The organism is Pedobacter sp. HDW13, assembly GCF_011303555.1.
Taxonomy (GTDB): Bacteria; Bacteroidota; Bacteroidia; order Sphingobacteriales; family Sphingobacteriaceae; genus Pedobacter.
The window spans coordinates 4,802,758-4,821,532 of record NZ_CP049868.1; the positions used below are offsets into that span (position 1 = coordinate 4,802,758).

Here is an 18,775-nt window from a genome sequence, read left to right on the forward strand (position 1 = left end):
AATAAAAAAGTTATTGCGGTTTGATTGCTAATCAAACCGCTTGAAAATTAAAATTTTACACCTAAGGAAAGCCTGATGGTAAATGGTTCGCCTTCTACAAAGAAATAATTGTTGCCTGTATAAGGAAAATCAGTAGTAATATCTCCCGAAGCCATATAGCGCTTATTGGTTAAATTATCAGCAATTAGCCTGAACATGTATTTAGGGTTGCTAAAACTCAGTCCCGCATCGAATTTGGTGTAATTTGGAAGATAGGTATCCTTTTGGCTTATAGCAGAAAGCCTGGTAATGGTGCTTTGCCCGGCACTGATCGAAATTTTATGATATCCTTTTAACGGAATACTATACTGTAACCAGGTGTTAAATACCTGTTGTGGTATATCGGGCATCTTTTGTCCCACAATTGAAGGGTTATCTGCTGTTGGATTAAGGTTATTATCTTTAGTTATTTTGGCATCTACGTAGGTATAGTTGGTAATGAGCGAGAAACGGTCGGTGATATTACCGATTACATCTACTTCAAATCCATTGCTCACAACCTCGCCAAGCTGGAGGTAATAAATAACTCCGCCTACAGCGGCCGCATAACTTCCGAAGTCTCTTGCAGCAACATTTCGCTTTACGGAATGAAAGCCATTTATTGTGGTTAACAACCTGCCTTTAAACCAGTTCTTCTTAAAACCGAGTTCAAAATTATTTCCCAGTTCGGGCGCTACAGCTTTCGATGCGGTTACGGTTTTTTGTCCCGCCTGTGGCCCATCTATTGTTTCAGTTACCACCTGTCCTGTTTTAGGCACAAAAGATTGATCGAACAGGAAATAAACAGAAGAGGTAGAATCGGGCATAAAAGTTAAAGCTGCCCTTGGCGAAAAAGCATTTTGTCTGTAATATTCGGGAGTGCGTGGGCCTCTGGTGGTGGTTAAAATATTCCGGTTGCGATAATCGGTATAGCGCGCACCAAGGGTTAGTAAAAATTTATCTAAAGTAATATTGTCGTAAACATAAGCTGCCGAATAATGGATCTTATTTTCCTGCCTGATCGATCTTTTGGTAATGGTTACCACATTGGGGTCTACATAAAAATCGGGACGATTGCGGTCAAAAGGAGTCGGATTGCTTCCGTAATAAGTAGCCAGTGAGTCTTTACCCGTGGTATAATCACTTCCAATTAATAAATTGTGTTTAAGAGCACCTGTTTTAAATTTACCCGATAAAAAGAGGTTAGTATTATAAGTTTCGCCAAATAGGTTCGAGTTGCTGGCTATGCGGTTGGTTTTCCCCTGATCATTAAAACTGATCGAAGTTCTATTGTTTGCCGATACCATATACCATTGATGGGCTGGCGCTCTAACAAAGTTAGATTGTGAAGTAAGTTGCCAGTTCTCATTAAATTTATGAACTCCACTAAACCTGAAAGTATGGGTTTGCGAAACACTTAAAGGTAAACCAATTCCGGCACTGTAATTTAAACTGATAGGGTCTTGTAATACATCCTTATCCTGACGCAGTTTATTAATGGATGAGCCATTTTTTACTTCGCCGCGAATGTAATTGTATTCGGCAATTAAATAAGTTTTTGGGCTAAAGTTGTATTGCAGTACCGGGGCAATTACATATTTAGTGGTTTTCATGTAGTTGAGGTACGAATTCTGGTTTTGAAAAGCAGTATTAAAGCGGTAAGAAAAGCCTTTGCTTTTTAAACTGCTCCCAATATCGGCTGTAGCGCGAAAGAGATTATAGTTACCGCCAGTGATTTGTGCATTCAACAGTTTTTCTTTTGGCGATTTGGTTACAATGTTAAGCGTTCCGCCTGGTTCGCCCAATGCGCTTATAAACCCTGCCGGACCTTTAATAAACTCAAGATTTTCAATTAAGGCTTCATCATCAAGTGTTGCACCCAACACCAGTCGGCTGGGCATGCCGTTAATTGTGGTTGAAGCGTTAAATCCCCGAACTTTTATCGAGGCAGAATTGTCAAAAGGCGAGCTGTTGTAACCGAAATATACACCACTCGCATTCCGGGCCATGTCTTTTAACTGTAGTGCACCCTGTTGTTGTATTAACGCAGCAGAAATACTGATGATATTTTGAGGCATTTGCAATAACGGGACCTGCATCCGCAAACCGTTAGATAAGGTGTCTTTTTTAAGTTTGGTGGCTTTTTGCCCATCAATCCTAACTTCATTTAGCTGGCGTACCCTGGCGGTTGAGTCTGGTTTGGGTTTGCTGCGCTTTTCGTGCTGTGCAAAAATTTTAGGACTGTAAATCAGTAAAAATAAAATAAGGTAAAGTATTTTCTTCATTTTTTAAGTAATTGGTATGTGAACGTTTGTGTTAAATTTTATTCCGGATTTTTATGGCAAGAAGAATGATGCATAAGCCAATGCCACCCAGGTATAAAATGCCACAAATAATACCTGTGTTTTTATGTATTAATGGCTTAAACTTAAATTCTGGCAGGTGGTGTAAGTCTTTCAAACTTAGTTTTTTATCCTTTACAATGTAATTGTTCATAAAGTCAACCCATGTTTTCTGAAAGGCATTTACCTGGTTCTGATAGGCGAGGTAATCTTTAAGTCCGGTTTGGGCAATTCCATTCAGCATATATTGCGCTTTTGTGGTGGGATTAAGCCAGCTTAAACTTGTTGTGGCGGCATTTTGTCTTGCAGGATACTGATTGTAATTTTTAACGGTTTGTGTCATCCGCCTACCCAAAAGATCGTAATAAGCTGCAAATCGCTTGTTGCTGTTTTCACTTGTATCGGCAGGCTCTCTTAAGCTGTTGTATTTTGAATTATTCAGGTAAAAAGTATCGATTAATAATTTACGGGGCATTGCCCATATTGCCTCACTGTTTTCTCTTAGTGCAACTGCTGCATTGGTTTTTAAAGGGATTGGATAATATAACCGAACAATGGCATTGCTAACAGCAGGTACCAGGATAAGGAAGAAGCACCACATACCCAATAAGTAAAGTGCATTTTGCGCAGAACTTTTACCTAATCGGATAAAGAACCAGACAACTGAAAACCAAAAAAAAAGATAAGCACTTATGCTGAGTAACCATAAAATTGCAGCTGTCAGATCAAAAGCAATCAAGCTTGCTGAACTGATAAAGCCAATGAGGCTGAGCAAAAAAGCTATTATGTTCACAAGCGAAAACCTGAAAGCGAGTTTGTAACTGATAATTTGCCCAAAATAAAACCCTTGTAAAGCCAGTAGTTTATCGGTTTGTTGCTCTTTTTCTTTTGATAAGGTATTGTAAGTTAAAGCGATGGCCAGAATGGGCAAAAGATAAATAATAACATAAGCGAGATCGAAATTACCAGAAGCGAGCATTTCAGGGTTTGCAATTTCAGCATTAGGTGCCTGCATAAAATTGCGCCGGCGTGTAATTACATCGTAATATGGTTGTAAATCGCGCTGCCCTATGGATAATACGCTGATTGGATGAGGATAATAAATGGCATGTAATGGATTTTTATACTCGATTACTGCAGGAATACCCGCCTGGTTATATAAGGTTTTGCCTGCAGCAGTAGTGGTATCAGCTAAAAAGCTCGTCACAGCTTCCTTATGTTTTTTTTGATATCCACTTTCAAGGCTATCAATGGCTACCAATTGTTTTTGTATAAATTGGTGACCATAATAAATACTATAAAGCCCGGTTAAAAAGAAAAAACCAAATAACAAAAGCATAAATCTTTGTCTGAGAAGCAGCTTGATTTCAAATAATAAAATGGTTTTAAGCAGATGCATAGTTAAAAGCTAAAGAACGTGAAGCGATAAACTGGAGTAACAGGACAAGTATTAAAACCCAGCCAGCTAAAGAGAGAAGCGCTACCTGCTTTATTTGTAATACTTGTTTAAGTGTAGGTAACTGATATTTAAAATCTTTAAGTTGGCTAAAATATGCAGGGCCAACTTTATAGTCGCCTTTAATGTTTTTACCGTGCATAGCCAGCTGCATATTCAACTGTCTGATTAATTGATTGCGGTAAGCCTGCGCATGCTTAAAGAAATGGGCATGGTGATAGAAATCAGATCCTGCCAAAGCCATCGAAAGGCGCTTTGTAGATAAAAAAGGATTGAATACACCCGAGAGATTTAGAAAATGCTGCTGCTTATCAAAACTGCTTTCAACCTCCTTAAAGTAATGATTAAAAGCCTTGGTTCGGTAATCTTCGTTAAACTGCAAGGTTAAACCATCAATATTAAAAGGTAGGGCGGCAACACTGTCTACCTGGTATTTTTTTAGGAGTCTTTTAATGTAACGTTCTCCGCGTGCGGCGTAGGGATCTTTTCCGTTAAGTCCTTTTCTGTAACCTTGCTCAACCAGATCACTAAATGCAGCACGAGACATTAGTGGATATTTGCTGTCGGCCACGCCGGTAATTACCTTCGGGAAATGGTGCTCATGAAAATCCAGAAGCAAAGCGCACTTAATAATGCCTTTCCTGAGTGATTACTGAGGGTAGAAATGATAGTGCCCAGTAAAGCAATTAACAAAAAGTAAAGCAGGAAAGTAATGAGAATCCAACATAACCTGGGTAAAAGGTAAGCCGAACCGGGTACATACAAAACTGCTGTTACCAGCAATATAAACACCGGTAGTACAATGGAAACAATAAGTAAATAGTTGGCAAATACTTTGGTCCAGATAATTTTACCATTGCTTAACCCCTGGGCCTGGAGCATTTTAAGCGTTCCGCTTTCACGCTCGCTGGTTATGCTGGTAGAGGTGTTGAATAAGAGAAATAAAGGAACGAGCAATTGTAAAATAAGTGCAAGGGTTAAGGTACCAAAACGCATGGCTCCATCATTGTTTTCAGCTTCGCTGCTGCTCATTTCGTGCTGTATGTGGGCTTCTACACGGTAGGTGTTCCCGGTATAATCATCAATCCCTGCATCAAAAACATTTAAAAGATTAACCGATTTAAATAAGTAAGTGCCGAAATGCCCTGCATCGTGCGGATTACGCTGTTGGTGTTCCCATTGCTGCCTGAATAAGGTATTGGCCGCTAAGCGTTGTTTGTATCTGGCCTGATAGTTCAAATAAGAACATGCCATTGCAGATATAAAAAGCACCCATATTATGCCAGCAGAAATCTGAACAGTTTTATTTCTGTAAGCCAATAGCAATTCTTTTTTGATCAGTACCTGCCAACTGGCAAACCCCTTCGTTTTCATTGATAATATTAAGTTTATTTAATGCATCAAAGTTGCATTATATTTTACATATTTGCAACTATATTGCATTTACTAGTTTTTCTTTGCCTTATGTTTAAAGATTTTATCCGCAGAAAAAAGTATCCGTTTTATAAGCAGCCTGATGCAATGGATTGTGGTCCGGTTTGTCTTAAAATGATTGCTGCTTACCACGGCAAGCACCTTTCAATGCAATATTTAAGGAAATTGTGCCAAATCGGAAAACAGGGAACAACGATGCTCGGTTTGATTGAAGCTGCGGATAACCTGGGTTTTAAAACACTTGCAGCCGAGTTGCCTTTAAACAAGCTAAACAACCTGCCATTGCCTTGTGTACTGCACTGGCAAAAGGAACACTATGTGGTACTTTACGAAGTAAACAACCAGTATGTTTATCTGGCCGACCCAGCCTTGAACGGTAAAATTAAACTGAGCATGGATGATTTTTTAGCTGGCTGGGTAATAAATACAGAAAAGGAATCGGGGAGGGTACTATTGCTTCAGCTCGAACAGGCTTTTAAAAATTTAAATGCAATACCCGATTACAAAACCTCTTTATGGTCGTTATTGCCTTATTTAAAAACGCAGCGTAAAGGTTGGTCGCCCATTTTGGTGAGCCTGCTTTTAGCTGGCAGCTTTTCATTGGTTATTCCGCTGCTTACCCAAATGGTAGTAGATAAAGGAATTAATGCAAAAAATACCAGTTTACTCCTACTCATTTGTCTGGGACAATTAATGCTCTTTTCGGGGCGGATGCTGATGGATTTTATGCGGGCAAGGATATTATTCAGGATAGGTGCCAAAACCAGCATCATTCTGCTTAAAGATTTTCTGGCTAAACTAATGAAGCTACCCTTTTCATTTTTTGATAACCGGCAAGCTGGCGATAACATGCAAAGGGTAAACGATAACCAGCGTATTGAAGAGTTTTTAACTAGTTTTTTAATCAATTTTATTCTGTCGGCCATTACTTTATTGGTTTTGGGTGGTGTATTGCTGTATTACAACTGGCAAATATTTCTGCTTTTTATTACCGGCGCTGTAATCAGCATTATTTGGTCGAATTCCTTTCAGCAAAAACGTAAAATCATCGATCAGAAGAAATTTAAAGTACTTTCTGCCAACCAGCAATTGCTTTTAGAAATTTTTTACGCTATGCAGGAGATTAAACTAACGGGCAGCGAAGAAGATAAAAAAGAACTATGGGAAAGCCTGCAAGACCAATCTTTCGACCTCAAACTGGAAGCGCTTCAGCTCGATCAGCGCATGCAGGGCGTTGGGTCTTTTATCAACGAGGTGAAAAACATATTAATTACCTATACCGCCGCAATGTTAGTCATCAATGATCAGATTACTTTGGGTGGCATGTTGGCCGTTACCTACGTTTGCGGTCAGCTTAATGCACCCGTAAATCAATTGGTAGAGTTTTCGCGAGTTTCGCAGAATACCAAATTTAGTTTAATGCGCATGGATGAGGTACAGCAGGAAGAAGAAGAAGATGTGGACGTGAAAGCGGAATTAAACAATGCGGGCCCGGTTGATATTACGCTAAGCAAAGTATCTTTCCAGTATGGAAACAAACATACGCCTCTTGTTTTAAAAGATATTAATCTGCTCATTCCTGCCGGTAAAATCACTGCTATCGTTGGCATGAGCGGCAGTGGGAAAACAACTCTCATTAAACTCTTATTGAAATTTTATGCCCTAACTGGCGGAAATATTACCCTTGGCGAACAAAATATAACCGAGGTAAATGCTAAATCGTGGCGAAAACGCTGTGGTGTGGTAATGCAGGATGGTTATGTGTTTATGGATTCGATAGCCAATAACATTTTCGCGGGTGCAGGCCTAAAAGATTTTAACCGGCTGTACGAAGCTGCGAAAATGGCCAATATGCACGATTTTTTTTCTTCCATGCCCTTTGGTTACGATACTGTAGTTGGGAGGGATGGTTACGGCTTAAGCGAAGGCCAGAAGCAAAGGCTTTTAATTGCCCGGATGATTTATCGCGATCCGGATTACGTCTTTTTAGATGAAGCAACGAATTCGCTCGACGCACAAAATGAGCGGTCGATTGTAAACAACTTGAATACTTTTTTTAAAGGCAAAACGGTACTCATTGTTGCCCACCGCCTGAGTACAGTTAAACATGCCGATCAGATTGTGGTGCTTAACCAGGGGCAGATTCAGGAATGCGGTACACACGAAACACTGCTTTTAAATAAAGGAAGTTATTATAACCTGATCAAAAATCAACTCGAACTGGGTAAATAAAAACATTATATCTATTACTATGAGTTTACACATCTTTCCTCATTCATTGGTTCGCTATGCCGGTTTGCATCACCAACTTTTTGATCAGTTTAAGTATACAGGTACCGAAAGTATTTTGGCAGCTTATAAAAAGCTTAACGATGAAAAAGAACAGCTTAAAAATCATTTTTGCGAAGCGCTATATCCCATAATTGCCGAACAGCAAGACGACAAGCTAAGGCAACAACTCATTAATGTTAAACGTCAGGTATTCAATGATAAAGAGCTAAGTGATGAGCATTTTTTAGCAATCAATAGGATTTTGCCCGATACGTTGAGCCTAGTTTTGAAAGGTTATTTGGATAAGGTAAAAGAACTTGCTCTTTTTCAAACTCAAAATGCCATGAAATTTGAAGAACAACAAAACCTTCAACGGCAATACCTACAGGAAGTGTGCTTAAAACCAGCACTTCAAAACGGACTTTTGCTTTCCAGTCCGCTATTGTACAGTCAGCTCAATCATTTCATTAAAAAAGATACAACAAGTTTTAAGCAAAAAGAACATCGGGTTATGTTTAGCCTGCTACGCTATCTTACCCGTATTGCTTACAAAACATCGCCTTTTAGCAGCTTTACCTATACGGGTTTAATGGAATTAGGCGCGCCACTTCCAACTGAAACATCGAAACAGGCGCATAAAATTGGCAGCCGGCTAAAATTAAATAATGCCTTGTTCGAATACCTTAAAGCAGTAAGTAAAAAGCACAGCCTGTTAAATGAACATTTGTTGATTAAACTGAATATCACTGCAGAAATTAAAACAGATAAAATTTGCTTTCTGATCAATTTTAATAACATAGAGTCATTTCAGCAATTAAATGCCAATGGTTTACAGTTAATGGTTTATCAATACTTGAATAATCACAAGGGGGCTGTTTCGCTTAAAAACCTGATCTGTTATTTGGCTGGTCAACTTCAAAATCAGGAAGACGAAAGCATAAAAAATTATCTGCTCAGGTTGGTCGAAGCTGGATTACTTGAAATGGACTTAGGTTTTTCGGGAATGGATCAGCATTGGGACCAAAAACTGCTGTTTTTTCTGAGTTCATTAAAAGAAGACGAACCTTCAGTTTTGCCCGTTATCAAACTATTTGAAAAACTACAAGCCTACAGAGACTATTATGAATTGGCCGGATCCACTGAACGCTACCAGCTGCTTCAGGATGCAGAACAAGAGCTGAACAGTGTATTTGCCGGACTGCAACAAGAAGCCGGATTACCTTTTTATATCACGATGGCTTCTGAAAAGGAAAAGCAGCAAGAAATTATACCGGCCGATGTATTTTCGAATAATAAATTTGTGCCCTATTATTTTTCTGCCAGGCACATTTTTTATGAAGATTGCTATACCACCGAAAAAACAAGGTTTTCTGAGCAAAAGGTTAAAGACTTTGTGGCCAAAACCGATGAGCTGACCGGGCATTTACTTCCGCTTGATGTGATGCAAAAAGAACGGATTAAAATGCGCGAATTCTTTTTACAGCATTACCAGAATGGTGATGCCATTGCTTTAACCACTTTTTACAGGGACTATTTTTTTTATTGTAAAAAACCGGAGAAAGAAGCTGGGGCATCAGAAGAAACAGATCTATTACTGCTAAAACACTGGAAAGAGGCTGTGCAGGCCAAATTAGCGTTAATGGATCATACCGATCACCTCATTGCTCTTGATTGTTTATTTTTTAACGACCTCCCGCAAGGTAATGATCTGGCAAAGAAATCATCCTCAGGTATGTTTGTGCAGTTTACAGAAAATGATGGTGAACTTTTAGGTGTTATAAATGCCTTGCTTCCAGGTATGGGAAAGGTGAGTGGCCGTTTCTTATCACTTTTTGATGAAGAAATAACCCGGCAGTTTGTACAATACAATGAAAGGCTCCATCCTGACCAGATTAAAGTAGAACTGAATGACGCCTCAACCTTTAATGCCAATATCCACCCGCCGTTACTGGCACACGAGCTTGAACTTCCGGGAGGAAATAATATTTATCAGGAAGACAAACAATTTAATATAAGCCGTCTGAAAGTTAAATACAATCAGCGGCTCGGAATCCTCACACTTCATAACCAGGATTCAGAACTGTACAGTTATGATTTAAGTTTAGAATCTTTTTATAACCGGAGTAACCTGTATCAACTGCTGGCACATTTCAATCCCGATGCACGCTTATCTTTACAGCCTTTTATTCAACTGGTAGATCTTTATTGCCAGGGAAAACTATCAGCCCCCGTACCTGATATTTTTACTTTACCCAGGATCGTTTATGCCAGAAATGTGGTTATCAGACGAAAAACCTGGCGCATAAAAACCGGAATTATTCCGGTTCATGAACAGCTTGAAAGTGATTTCGAATATTTTATCAAATTAAATAGCTGGTTGAAAGCGCATGAAATTCCTCAGCAAATTTTTCTATTTCTAAGGAAACGCGCCTATCTGAGTAGTAAAGATGAAAAAAGGGCGGGTTTGTACGATGATTATAAGCCACAATACCTATGTTTTGATAGTCCGCTATTGGTCGGCATGTTTAAAAAGCTATTGTTGCGTGCTGGCGATTACCTAACATTTGAAGAAGTTTTTCCAAAGCCAGATCAACATGCGGTTCGCGAATATCTCATTCAATGGTACAACACTTAAATAACGGATATGCAAAAACAAAATGATAAGTGGCTTGCTGTGTACATCTTTTATAAGGGAGATGCAGATGTGCTTTTAAAACAGTTGGTATATCCGCTTATTCAAAAATGGCCGTGCTCCTGGTTTTTTATCCGCTACTGGGATGGAGGCGATCATATCCGCCTGAGGTTAAAGGCCGCGCTAAGCGCACACCATTTAATTGTAGAGGAGCTTAATCAGCTATCGGCACAGGCTGAAATAAATGTTACTAAGCTTCAGGTTGCAGTATATGAGCCAGAAACAGATCGATACGGTAATATTCAAAGCATGGTGTGGGCAGAACGTTATTTTGAGTGCTCTTCTGTTTATGTATTAAACTGGATTGTAAAAAAAGAACCCAAACATTCAGTATCTATACAGGCTATAAAATTACATTTGGTATTGTTGTTCGCTTTAAAATGCGATAACGCAACATTGATAAACATTTGTAATTTCTTCATAGCAGGTTGGTTACCTAAACTTTTTAATCAGCAAGATCCTGTAACTACACAAAAAATATTCTGGTTAAATCAGTTTGAATCAACTTTTAAACCTGCTAAAAACCAAATCTTACAAGCAGCTAATCAGTTTTGGCAGTGTTTAGATAGGGGAGAAATAAACAATGACACAACTGTTTTTTTATCAGAAAGTATCGCAATTATGCATTTGTACCAAAAAGCTGAATTTAAACAGGAAAAGCTTTTTCAGGTAATTACCAGTTTTATGCACATGAACAATAACCGGCTGGGGATATCCAACAACGAGGAAGCCTATATAATTTACATTGTGATAGAATGTTTGAAGTTTATTAAAGAGAAGCACACTCACCAAACTTAAATATGTTTACAGAAAAACAGACAGAAAATCTGAGCAAACAGCTTTATAAAATCCACGAGGCTTTGTGTGCAGCACTCAATGAAAACGATACTGAAATCTGGTGGTCTACACCATTTTATATTGGTACTGATGAGTACGAACTGAGGGAAAGTTATGATCTCTTTAACGGGAACTGTGGTATTATCCTGTTCTTCTTAGCACTGTATCAATTTGATGGGAATAAGGCTCATTTAACGGTGGTAAACAAAGGCATGCAGCGTATATTTAATAACGATGAAGTAATTAACCCCAAATTTTTTGCGCTTTATACAGGTTTAGGAGGAGTGATATATACCTGTTTAAAAATTTTCGAAGTTACAGGCGATATTTTTTATCGTGAAAAGGCCTGGAATTCGCTTTAACCAATCGGAAACAGCTGACTGAAGATCTGCTAAAAGCCGATATTTTAAGTGGTTATACCGGTAATTTACTGCTTTTTACCTTACTTTATCACCATACCGGCCATGTAGGGATATTAAGTATGGTAAGCTCATTAATTGATCGGGCAGTTACAGAAGCGCGTATATCAGCACAAGGACTGAAATGGGATTACTCCAGGGCAAAGAAAGCCTATGATAGCATGACTGGCTTCTCTCATGGCGCTTCGGGAATTGCATGGGTATTAATGCAGGTGGGTAAATATTTTGATGCCGCCGGACTTGTTTATCTGGCAGAGGAAGCTTTGAAGTATGAAATGCAATATTACCATCAACCAGATAATAACTGGCTTGATTTGCGACTTGGCCCACACCGGCTAAACAAACCCAATGCACATGAATGGAATCTGCAAACCTTTTTACCCGAAATGACCGATGTAAACGCCTGGGCACATGGTGCAGCAGGAATAGGCTTAACCAGGAGAATGGCTTTTGAATTTACAGATAAGCAAAATTATCAGGTCGACTGCAAAAACATCCTTAAGCGGTGCTTAAACGATATCAGAAAGCTTGATCGGGATGATTTTACATTGGTGAGCGGTTATACTGGCATGATTCCATTTTTATTGACTGGTAAAATAGGTTGCGGAGTTTCTATCGAAACTGAGGTTATTTTTATTTTAGAACAGGCTGCTAAGCTCCATAAAAGAACAAATAGTTACAATGCTTATGTTTCTTGTGGCGCCGAAGATTATGGTTTATTATCGGGGAAGACGGGTATTGGTTACATCATTATAAGGCTGTTAAAATATAATAAGCAGATTGATATTTTAAATCCCGAATTACCTGTAAGATGCAGTAATAAAAATTTTAGACAAGCATACTCGGTCTACAACATTAAAAAAACGATTTTCTCACGATATTATAAGCGAACATTGGGCGAGTTAAAAGAAGTGAGTCCGTCCGTTTTTGAAGCTAACAATATCGATGAATTTCAAATCAATTTAAAAGCCGAAATCTTAAATAATAATAGTACAGGAGCTAAGACACAATATGAGTTAGAATGTGCAGTGGCTAATTTATGGAAGTTGCACAAAGGTTATTTTAGTTTTGATCAAAAGCACAAGCATTTACGAAAGATGGCTGACGAAAGCCTTTCCATAACTGATAAGGATCTGGTAGAACATTGCTTTCAACTTAGTAGCCATGTTAAAATCTATAACCTTGATCAAAAGGAGGGCAATGAATTATTGTTATTGGTAAGCGATGAAAACGGTGTTAGCGAAACCAATATAGGGGTATTTCCAGCGATGATTTTAAGCGCAGTTGATGAGCGGGGGATGCGCGGGTTGGAATTAATCAATCAGATTCAGTCCGTTTTTTTTAAAGACATTGCTACCGAAACACTTTTGGCTGAATTGCAGGTTAAAGTTGTACAACAGCTGCGTTTGTTAATTAAAGCAGGTTTTATAGTGTTAAGGAGAGATTAGTAGATGGAATGTAGTTGCGCAACGGGTTTGCTTTCGCAATGGAACTATAAGCAGCAAGGTACCTTGCTGGCACCTTGCAAATACTTAAACTAATTAACAAATAACGGTAGTGCACCTCACTGGTGGCGTATGGTGATCGTCTGTTTGTTCGGTGTGTGTTGGTTCAGACACATTACCTAAACCCCCAGATAAACGCATAGCTACTTCGCTATCAATACTGGTTACAAAACTTTCTAATTGAAGGTCTTCAAGACTTAACGTGATTTTTTCTGATTGATTTTTCATAAAATAATTGATTAAAGTAAACGCCTACTGGTGGTTACGGGGTTTCGGCTTATCCCCGGTTGCAACAGTACTAAGATATGTAATTGCAACAATGTTGCAAAATAAAAATGTAATTTTATTTATTTACATGGGTAGTGCCTGCTGATCGATGTTTTTTGATATAATTTAGTATGCGGGCGATTTTTTTTGCATAAGCAGAAAAGCCATTTGCCTTTTAACCAAAAAACTGAAAAAAAAATAAAATAGTTAACCGAATGACTATGATTGGTTTAGCAGATTTTGTGTTTGAATTGAGCAAAATAAATGCAAATAATTTCAATTCTGTTTTGGATCAATACATTTAATTTCTATCTTTGCAGCCCCGCAAGGGGGATAAATGATTCCGTAGCTCAGCTGGTAGAGCATTACACTTTTAATGTAGTGGTCCTGGGTTCGAATCCCAGCGGGATCACAGAAACCTTCAAGTTCTAAACTTGGAGGTTTTTTTGTTTTGTGGCCATTTGTATTAGGCTAGTTGTGCTGGCAGGTGTTGGATCAAGCGGAAAAGTTGGGGAAGTTAAACTCTACAGTTTATCATCTGCTAATAAATTAAATCGGTTTGTATATTTAAGACATAATTTGAAATTCAAACAAAACGCTAAGAACTATGTCACTGATTAACGATCTCTCCAATGCAGGAATTATTGAACAGCAGGAAGCTGCCGGACTGAATAAGAAAATCGGTTCAGATTCAAACGATATTTTAGGAATTCTATATTACTTTTTTCTACAAAAAATAACCGGGAGTTCTGAAGCTGGAAGTATCTATGTATTGGTGGAGCCAGCAGAAGAGCCAGGGATTCAAAACAATAAAGAAAACCATTCAAAATTTCTTGAATTACTATATAAAGAAGGTCTGGTCTCAGAGATTGTATACCAAAAGATAAAAACGTTTCCACATAAAGCTGATCAGTCTGGCTATTTAGCTATGCTTCATTTAGCTAGAGAGTTAATGTGTTTTTATAAGGCTTTCACAATTGAGAATCAACTGGCATTTGCCACCTTACTTGAAGGGAAAAGTCGTTATGGCTCAGATCGCCTACTTGATGTTCAAAAGAAAAATAAACTTATTCAGGACATAAAGAATGAAAAACTTGAGACATACCTCGATTTTTTTAGATATTGCTATGGGGCCAGATTTGTTAATGTTGCAAACTATCGTGGCAATGAAAAATCTTTTTTAAAAGAAACGGTTAAAATCTTTAATCAATTAAACTATAATGCATTTACGATCACTGAAATTACTAGTTACAATGAAGATTTTACCGGAGAGCCTTCTTACCACAATAAACAAACAACAATTATTATCTGCACAGGTGCCAGGGAACATCGGTATACTTATACATTTTGGCAAAACGAAAGTAAAAACCATCGCGAAAATAAGCTCCATTCATTATTAGAAAATCTTTTGCTTCTGCTAAATCAGCTCTTAGCCGATTTTAACGCCAGTTATAGATTGACTGGGATTACCAATCATATAAGTGAAGCTTTATTCCAAGGAAATAGGGCAGAATATGCCATTTGCCGTTTTCATCAAGAAAATATAGGTATCCTGGATTTCTATGATATGCAGAAAAGGTTTTTGAGTAATTCGCCTTCTACTTTGTTTATTAGACTTCCACTTTCCTATCTGTACATAGAATATGCTATTTACCACATTAAAAAGTGCGGATTATTAGCGCACATCAATAATAAGCAGTATGATCATATTCTAACTGACATTTACAAAACTACTTATGCTGTGGTAGCAGATTTGCTTGCGATCTTTCCAGACACAATCGTAATTGTTAACAGAACAATGAGTTCGGGACAGCAACCATATCGTGACTTTCTTTTGGCATTAAATGAGGTTTCCCGCGGAGTCCTTAATTTTACTGAAATTAACAATGGGTTTCCAGAAAGTTTTACCTTGGGAAGTGAATTAACCTTTAAGGTTTCCTTCAAGTGCAATGGCGAATACCATGAGGTAGAATGTAACATGACAAACCAGGAATTTAGTGATAACCTGGTTTACTATGTCATTATTGAAATCATCAAGAAAAAATATCCTGGACACCTACTCAAACAGTTAATTAATAGCAAACACACACAGGATGTATACATGTTTGTAACAAATCAGCAATATGATTATTTGAAAAAAATGAAGCTTATGGAAACGATAGATCGTTTTTAGTTTTTTTTGCCCTAATTCATCAAGTCTTATTAGTTTTCCTGAATACTTTTAAAATGGCAATGAATACAATTTTCTACTAGCAAGATTAGGAAAAAAAGATATGCACGATTAAGTATTTTAGAAACTTTGGTAAGACTGCCCATCCCTGCGCAAAAAAAAAACAAAAGCTGTACTCGGAAAAATAGTATTTGCCTTACGGATTTTCTATTTATTTCTTAATTTGCTTCAAATTAATTAACTCAATCAAAATGAAATTTCCTGTCCCAAAAAGTATCTTCCTTCAGAAACTCCCTGTGTTTCTTCTTGCCGGTAAAATTTTACCCAGTCGGTTTTAAAGATTGTATTTAAACTACTTATATCGCCTTACCCTTTTATTTCAAAATTGAAGCAATCATTTGAGTGCGCTTATCAGGAGCAATTTTATAGATTTCTGAGCAATTAGCGCGCAAGTGAAAATCCTCGATAAAGCCAACTGGTATATAGGTAAGCTATGTGCAGTCTGATGCGTTTACATTAAAAAAATACGAAATAGTAAAAAGGGAAGACGGCCTGCGAATAGCAGTTTTTTGTTTTTTAAAAATCAACAATATAAATGGAGACCAGAGACCATTTCAAAAACGGGGCAACACCGAAAAGCCATATGAGTAGGAGAAAATAAAGTAATAGAAATATGCCAAAAACTGATATTAACGTTATCAAAAATCAATCAAAAAGTATTTTAAACAGTAAATTAATTGCCACGGTCAATGTTGGAGTGAACCCAACTGCAATGGCAATAACATCCGATTCCACTAAATTATATGTGGCAAACGGGAATAATTACGGTATCGCTGGAAGTGATACTGTGACCTTGATTGACCTAAAGACCTTTATGCCTATCTTAACCATTTCAAGCGGAACATTTAATCAACCCTACACCGTAACGTTATCTAAAGATGAAACCAAGGCTTACGTTACCAATTCAAATGCGGCAACAATTAGCATTATCGATACCGCAACAAATCAGGTTACCGGAACAATTGACGGATTTAACGGGCCATCGGGTATGGTAATTACGCCAGACGGGACTAAGGCCTATGTTAACAATTATGGCGCGAGTACAGCAATTCCATCCGGATCCGGTAATACTGTTAGCGTGGTAGATTTGGTTGGCGAAAAAATTATTGAAGAAATTACTTTAAGTGAATATACACAAGCTGCTGCACCAGCTGCAATTGCCATTAGTCCGAAGGGTGATTTTGTTTATACTGCAAATTATACAAACGGAGAGCCATGGCAAGGTACACTTTCAAAGATTTCGACCGTTACGAATACTGTAGTTGATACCATTGGTGGAGCTCCTTTTTTAGCAAGTAGCCCTTTTCTATTTGGTATGTTTGCGATAAAGTTTGATGCTTCTGGTAAGTTCGCCTACCTTACTAATTTTGGAAGTAATAATTTTGCCCCTTATGGTACAACAGTTTGCGTAATAGATCTTGAGCAAAAAACACAGTCTGCTTTGATTGAACTCGGGATACAGCCATCAGGATTTGATATTACCCCAGATGGACTTTATGGATTTGTTTCGAATTACAATACCTTGTACAGTTCAGGAGCACCGAATTATACTGGTTTAACTGCCGGTCAAGGAACTGTAAATATTATTGATTTAGCTACAAATTTGTTGGTTCCGATCACTATTAATGTCGGACAGTCTCCGGGAGCGATACTGATGAGTCCTGATGGTAAATATGCTTTTGTATCAAACTATACCGCCAATACAGTTAGTGTTATTAGCGTATATGGAGAGTAATCATTTTGGTATTTAAGATTTAAGTATATCTAATCAAAAATGCAGAAGCCCCGCAGCAATGTGGGGCTTTTGTAATTCTGCTTTTTATAGCTCTATACTATTTCTAAAGTGGCTTTTCTGATGCAGATTATATTCGCCTAGGTTCGGAACAATATTTTTCTCCGGCTGAGTGTATTCGCCGGAGCTTTTAGTACCTTGGAATTTGTTTTTTGACTATGAATATTTATGCTAAATTTGTGATGTATAAACCTGTCTTAATCTATTAATTATCTCTCAATAATGTTTTTTCAACAGTGACCCCATCTCGCACTTATTCGGTCTTCTACCTTACGGTGCTATTCGATTTATATCTTATTGGCTGATTATTCATGTTCGTTGTAACAGATGAATATAATGATTACAGCTTAACCAAATAAAACGCCCTTTATGTGTCTAAACAAACGCTTACAAATTAATTTGAAACTGGTGTGGACAGGAATCAAAAGCCAATTATTTTTAGTCTGGACTAACCTTACGCTATTTAGATTTTTTCTGCCTGTTTTTTTCTCGGTACTATCTTTAGTATCATCCGCGCAAAAACCAAATATTAGCTACACGAGCCCACAAACTGTTTATCTTGAAAAAGAAATAACGCCCATTAGCGTTACAAATACCGGTGGAGCTGTTCCTGGCAGAATATATCCTCAAGTCGATCAACTCTTTGCGGGAAACCCATCGTTCATTCAACATTTTATAAAAACTTCTTCAGGGGATCTTTACGGCACTCAATATGCTTCTATAATCCGTGTAAAACCAGATGGGAGTTCTTCAGTATTTGCCGGAACATCAACCTACGGTTATGCTGATGGATTAGGTACAGCTGCACTGTTTGGTACGTTGAATGATATCATAAATGACAATGCAGGGAATCTGTATGTAGCTGAAAGAAATAGCCGTGATGAAACAAATGGTAGGATAAGAAAAATAACGCCATCCGGTGTCGTATCAACTTATGCACAAGGATTGTTTAGTCCTGGTGCGCTTGCCATGGACGCTAACGGTGTAATTTATGTTGCAGAAGGCCCGGGAAGGATAATGAAAGTTGCTACGGATGGCACAGTTTCATTTGTAGCTGGCCAATCAAGAGTTACTGGAAAGGCTAATGGTACTGGGGCTGCTGCGTCATTTTATAACGTAGTTGCTATAGTAATAGGTAAAGATGGCAACCTCTATGCATTAGAATCGGGAAATAGTCTGATTAGAAAAATAACACCGGCTGGTGTTGTAACCACGTTTGCGGGCTCAAATTTTGGCAGTGCAGATGGTAGCGGCCTATCTGCTTCTTTTTGGTCTCCACAGATGATGCGGATAGATTCGAAAGGTAATTTGATTGTTGCCGATGGAAATTCCTTATTCCGCCGGATAAGTCCTTCAGCTGATGTTGTTACTATCGGAGGACCGGTGTACTATGATTCGAATGGAAAAACGAAATATGAAACCTATTATAGCAACTTCATTATTGATGAGGATGATAATATTGAATATCTTTCAGGGGGCTTTACAGGATATTAACAACGGGGTTTACCATTA

At 38.0% G+C, this 18,775-nt stretch carries 13 protein-coding genes and 1 tRNA gene; 9 read left to right on the top strand and 5 right to left on the bottom strand.

What is annotated here, in order from left to right; genetic code table 11:
- Positions 1-47: 47 nt before the first annotated feature.
- From G7074_RS20250 to G7074_RS20265, 4 genes are read right to left on the bottom strand one after another with little or no spacing between them, the layout of a single operon-like run.
- On the bottom strand, positions 48-2,303 hold the full coding sequence (locus G7074_RS20250; RefSeq protein WP_166210949.1) for a TonB-dependent siderophore receptor: 2,256 nt from the start codon (positions 2,301-2,303) through the stop codon (positions 48-50).
- Positions 2,304-2,334: 31 nt separating this feature from the next.
- Positions 2,335-3,759, bottom strand: coding sequence for an ABC transporter permease subunit (locus G7074_RS20255; protein WP_255456748.1), 1,425 nt, complete (start codon positions 3,757-3,759; stop codon positions 2,335-2,337).
- Positions 3,746-4,435 (bottom strand): DUF3526 domain-containing protein, encoded by a 690-nt coding sequence (locus G7074_RS20260; protein WP_166210954.1) that lies wholly within the window; start codon positions 4,433-4,435, stop codon positions 3,746-3,748. The genes G7074_RS20255 and G7074_RS20260 overlap by 14 nt, the downstream gene beginning before the upstream one ends.
- Positions 4,396-5,190: an ABC transporter permease gene (locus tag G7074_RS20265; RefSeq protein ID WP_166210957.1), complete on the bottom strand. Its 795-nt coding sequence runs from the start codon at positions 5,188-5,190 to the stop codon at positions 4,396-4,398. Before G7074_RS20265 ends, G7074_RS20260 begins: the two co-directional genes overlap by 40 nt.
- A 90-nt stretch (positions 5,191-5,280) precedes the next feature.
- Between G7074_RS20265 and G7074_RS20270 the strand changes: the two genes are divergently transcribed.
- The 5 genes from G7074_RS20270 (at position 5,281) to G7074_RS20290 (ending at position 12,917) form a co-directional block, all read left to right on the top strand.
- Positions 5,281-7,482 (top strand): peptidase domain-containing ABC transporter, encoded by a 2,202-nt coding sequence (locus G7074_RS20270; RefSeq protein WP_166210960.1) that lies wholly within the window; start codon positions 5,281-5,283, stop codon positions 7,480-7,482.
- 19 nt (positions 7,483-7,501) lie between these two features.
- Positions 7,502-10,156, top strand: a complete 2,655-nt coding sequence (locus tag G7074_RS20275; protein WP_166210963.1) for a lantibiotic dehydratase — start codon at positions 7,502-7,504, stop codon at positions 10,154-10,156.
- 9 nt (positions 10,157-10,165) lie between these two features.
- Complete coding sequence (locus G7074_RS20280; protein ID WP_166210966.1) at positions 10,166-11,011, top strand: thiopeptide-type bacteriocin biosynthesis protein; 846 nt, start codon at positions 10,166-10,168, stop codon at positions 11,009-11,011.
- A 2-nt stretch (positions 11,012-11,013) separates the two neighbouring features.
- Positions 11,014-11,412: a lanthionine synthetase LanC family protein gene (locus G7074_RS27685; protein WP_166210969.1), complete on the top strand. Its 399-nt coding sequence runs from the start codon at positions 11,014-11,016 to the stop codon at positions 11,410-11,412.
- Positions 11,413-11,480: 68 nt separating this feature from the next.
- Positions 11,481-12,917, top strand: a complete 1,437-nt coding sequence (locus G7074_RS20290; protein ID WP_255456817.1) for a lanthionine synthetase LanC family protein — start codon at positions 11,481-11,483, stop codon at positions 12,915-12,917.
- A gap of 93 nt (positions 12,918-13,010) precedes the next feature.
- On the opposite strand, the gene G7074_RS20295 is transcribed toward G7074_RS20290, so the two are convergent.
- Positions 13,011-13,202 carry a pinensin family lanthipeptide gene (locus tag G7074_RS20295; RefSeq protein WP_088302624.1) on the bottom strand — a complete coding sequence of 64 codons (192 nt, stop codon included), beginning with the start codon at positions 13,200-13,202 and terminating at the stop codon, positions 13,011-13,013.
- A 378-nt stretch (positions 13,203-13,580) separates the two neighbouring features.
- Between G7074_RS20295 and G7074_RS20300 the strand changes: the two genes are divergently transcribed.
- From G7074_RS20300 to G7074_RS20315, 4 genes are all read left to right on the top strand, one after another.
- Positions 13,581-13,653 (top strand) — tRNA-Lys (locus G7074_RS20300).
- A gap of 195 nt (positions 13,654-13,848) precedes the next feature.
- Positions 13,849-15,414 carry a hypothetical protein gene (locus G7074_RS20305; protein WP_166210971.1) on the top strand — a complete coding sequence of 522 codons (1,566 nt, stop codon included), beginning with the start codon at positions 13,849-13,851 and terminating at the stop codon, positions 15,412-15,414.
- A 670-nt stretch (positions 15,415-16,084) separates the two neighbouring features.
- Entirely contained in the window at positions 16,085-17,206 is a 1,122-nt protein-coding gene (locus G7074_RS20310) for a hypothetical protein (RefSeq protein WP_124559323.1), read from the top strand.
- Positions 17,207-17,632: 426 nt separating this feature from the next.
- Positions 17,633-18,757 (top strand): hypothetical protein, encoded by a 1,125-nt coding sequence (locus G7074_RS20315; RefSeq protein ID WP_166210974.1) that lies wholly within the window; start codon positions 17,633-17,635, stop codon positions 18,755-18,757.
- Positions 18,758-18,775: the final 18 nt, after the last annotated feature.

What these genes read in the sequence shown, in the direction of transcription:
- G7074_RS20295 (WP_088302624.1), bottom strand. Translation starts at nt 13,202, where the DNA reads ATGAAAAATCAATCAGAAAAAATCACGTTAAGTCTTGAAGACCTTCAA.
- G7074_RS20315 (WP_166210974.1), top strand. Translation starts at nt 17,633, where the DNA reads ATGTGTCTAAACAAACGCTTACAAATTAATTTGAAACTGGTGTGGACA.
- G7074_RS20305 (WP_166210971.1), top strand. Translation starts at nt 13,849, where the DNA reads ATGTCACTGATTAACGATCTCTCCAATGCAGGAATTATTGAACAGCAG.
- G7074_RS20280 (WP_166210966.1), top strand. Translation starts at nt 10,166, where the DNA reads ATGCAAAAACAAAATGATAAGTGGCTTGCTGTGTACATCTTTTATAAG.
- G7074_RS20270 (WP_166210960.1), top strand. Translation starts at nt 5,281, where the DNA reads ATGTTTAAAGATTTTATCCGCAGAAAAAAGTATCCGTTTTATAAGCAG.
- G7074_RS20265 (WP_166210957.1), bottom strand. Translation starts at nt 5,190, where the DNA reads ATGAAAACGAAGGGGTTTGCCAGTTGGCAGGTACTGATCAAAAAAGAA.
- G7074_RS20255 (WP_255456748.1), bottom strand. Translation starts at nt 3,759, where the DNA reads ATGCATCTGCTTAAAACCATTTTATTATTTGAAATCAAGCTGCTTCTC.
- G7074_RS27685 (WP_166210969.1), top strand. Translation starts at nt 11,014, where the DNA reads ATGTTTACAGAAAAACAGACAGAAAATCTGAGCAAACAGCTTTATAAA.
- G7074_RS20275 (WP_166210963.1), top strand. Translation starts at nt 7,502, where the DNA reads ATGAGTTTACACATCTTTCCTCATTCATTGGTTCGCTATGCCGGTTTG.
- G7074_RS20250 (WP_166210949.1), bottom strand. Translation starts at nt 2,303, where the DNA reads ATGAAGAAAATACTTTACCTTATTTTATTTTTACTGATTTACAGTCCT.
- G7074_RS20310 (WP_124559323.1), top strand. Translation starts at nt 16,085, where the DNA reads ATGCCAAAAACTGATATTAACGTTATCAAAAATCAATCAAAAAGTATT.